This is a genomic window from Aeromicrobium sp. PFPM2_SD2 (assembly GCF_057364525.1).
This window is the reverse complement of record NZ_JBNFNZ010000419.1, coordinates 1-2,156: the sequence shown is the minus strand read 5'-3', so window position 1 is coordinate 2,156 and position 2,156 is coordinate 1. Positions and strand designations below refer to the sequence as shown.

Sequence of the window (2,156 nt, the reverse complement as noted above, 5' to 3'; positions counted from 1 at the left end):
GGCCGCCTCGAGCGCGGCCCCCGCGGCCGGTGGCGTGGGCCGCGTCGAACCAGGTCTCCGGGTTCCGCACCGGGCCGTCGAAGCGCGCGAGCGCCTCGTAGCCGACGACGGATCCGCGTCGCAGGTCGACGATCGGCTGGCAGGTGGACGTGCAGGCCCTCACCGCGGACGGCGCGGTCGAGGTCCTCGGGCCCGACGACGTCGCTCGGCGCGGTCTCGGGCGGCATCGTCAGCGGACGGTCGTGACGAGGCCGCGGGCGTGCTCGACGGTCTCCGGCGGCACGTCGGTCATGCCGTGGGCCTGCGCGGCGTGCGCGAGGGCCTGGTCCAGCACGTCGTCCTCGCTGCTGCCGAGGAAGACGTCCTCGCAGCCGGGCACGACGTCACCACAGGCGAAACGCTTCACTTCTGCTCCTCGGGAGGGGGTCCGGGGCGGGCAACGACCGGGGACCCATCGGCCACCGGGCCCCGGACGTGAGCGAAAGTCCGCGCCCGTCCGGCGCTACACCCGCGCATCGGCCGTGGCCGTCCGCGCGAGGGCGTCGAGCAGCCGCTCGACGCGCACGACGCCGCAGTAGCGCCCGGCGTTGTCGGTGCACACCAGCGGGTGGAAGCGGGTCGCCGCCGGCCGGACGATGGCCCGCTGCGCGGCCTCCTCGACCGGGGTGGACACGTTGATGCGCAGGCCCGAGTCGCGGATGGCGTGCGGCACGCCCCACCCGTCGACCGTGCCGACCGGGCGCGCGTGCCCGTCGAGCAGGACGACGGTGTCGTGCCGGTCGTCGCCGAGCAGCACCCGGGCCGCGTCCACGTCGGACGCCGTGGGGGCGAACTCGACGAGGGGCCGCAGGCCCGGACGCTCGACGGCCTGCTGCTGGGTGACCACGCGCAGGACGGCGTCCGGGTCGGCGCCGGCGAACTCCGGCTGCGGACGGCCGAAGCAGTAGCCCTGGCCGAGCGGGACGCCGAGCTGCACCAGGACGTCCAGCTCCTCGCCGGTCTCGATGCCCTCGGCGAGCAGCCAGGCGTCGACCCGGCTGCCGAACGTGCCCATCATCTCGACGAGCGCGCGCTTGGCCTCGTCCCGGTCGATGCCGGCGACCAGCCCGCGGTCGAGCTTGATGAAGTCCGGGCGCAGCGACAGCAGGTGCTGCAGGCCCGCGTACCCGGCGCCGGCGTCGTCGATGGCCACGAGCGCGCCCTGCGCCCGCAGCGCGTGCAGGCTCGGCTCGAGGTCGACGTAGGACTCGATGCGGTGCTGCTCGGTCAGCTCGACGACGACGCCGCCGAGCGTCTCGGCGGCGGCCAGCACGTCCTGCACCTCCGGCGAGGCCAGCACGTCCGGCCCGACGTTGACGGTCAGGAACGTGTTGGCCGGCAGGTGGTCCCGGCGAGCGAGCGCCGAGCGGACGGCAGCCGCCTCGAGCGCGGCCCCGAGGCCCAGCTCACGCGCACGGCGGAACCAGACCTCGGGGTTGCGCTCGGCGGCGTCGAAGCGCGCGAGCGCCTCGTAGCCGACGACGGATCCGCGTCGCAGGTCGACGATCGGCTGGTAGTGGGTCGTCAGCCCCTCGCCGCCCAGCACACGGGCGAGGTCGTCGGGGCCGACGGTCGCCTGCTCAGGCGACGGCGAGGATGTGTCCACGCACCTGCTCGACCAGCTCGGCGGGGACCTCAGTCATGCCGTGGTCCGCGGTGGCGTGACGGGCGACGGCGGCCAGCACGTCGTCCTCGGTGTCGCAGACGAACGTGGCGTCGCAGCCGGGCACGACGTCGCCGCAGGCGAAGCTCTTCATGGTGGCACTCCTTTGCCTGTCCCCCGATGCCCGATCCGTCGGGCGGGACGTGCCGCACGGTCGTGCGGCCCCTGAAGCGTAAGCCCGACCGGGCCGGCGCGCAGCACAATCGACGGAGTGCTGGGTCACCTCTGCCTGAGGGAGTCACCTCCGCCGAGCGGTCACCCCCTCGCTGAGCGTGACGTTGTGCACGCGACACGCCGGTGCGGGCGTGCACAACGTCACGCTCAGCGCCGACCGGGGCCCGCGCCCGGGTGGGTCAGAGCGTCGAGGTGAGGGAGCGGGACGACGTCGGCGGCGGGACCGGTGGACGCGGCGGCGGTGCCCGGTGCCGGGCCCACAGGTGGACGCGGTCGACGT

General features: G+C 75.0%; 3 protein-coding genes. All 3 read right to left on the bottom strand.

What is annotated here, in order from left to right:
- Nucleotides 1–229: 229 nt before the first annotated feature.
- The 3 genes from AC2W7G_RS14505 to AC2W7G_RS14495 all read right to left on the bottom strand — a co-directional run bounded on the left by AC2W7G_RS14505 (nucleotide 230) and on the right by AC2W7G_RS14495 (nucleotide 1,796).
- Nucleotides 230–406, bottom strand: a complete 177-nt coding sequence (locus AC2W7G_RS14505) for a DUF1059 domain-containing protein (protein WP_485869062.1) — start codon at nucleotides 404–406, stop codon at nucleotides 230–232.
- Nucleotides 407–502: 96 nt separating this feature from the next.
- Nucleotides 503–1,645 carry an EAL domain-containing protein gene (locus AC2W7G_RS14500; protein ID WP_485869061.1) on the bottom strand — a complete coding sequence of 381 codons (1,143 nt, stop codon included), beginning with the start codon at nucleotides 1,643–1,645 and terminating at the stop codon, nucleotides 503–505.
- On the bottom strand, nucleotides 1,620–1,796 hold the full coding sequence (locus AC2W7G_RS14495; RefSeq protein WP_485869060.1) for a DUF1059 domain-containing protein: 177 nt from the start codon (nucleotides 1,794–1,796) through the stop codon (nucleotides 1,620–1,622). The genes AC2W7G_RS14500 and AC2W7G_RS14495 overlap by 26 nt, the downstream gene beginning before the upstream one ends.
- Between the last annotated feature and the right edge of the window lie 360 nt (nucleotides 1,797–2,156).

Coding starts and splice junctions, on each gene's coding strand:
- AC2W7G_RS14495 (WP_485869060.1), bottom strand. CDS start 1,796: ATGAAGAGCTTCGCCTGCGGCGACGTCGTGCCCGGCTGCGACGCCACG.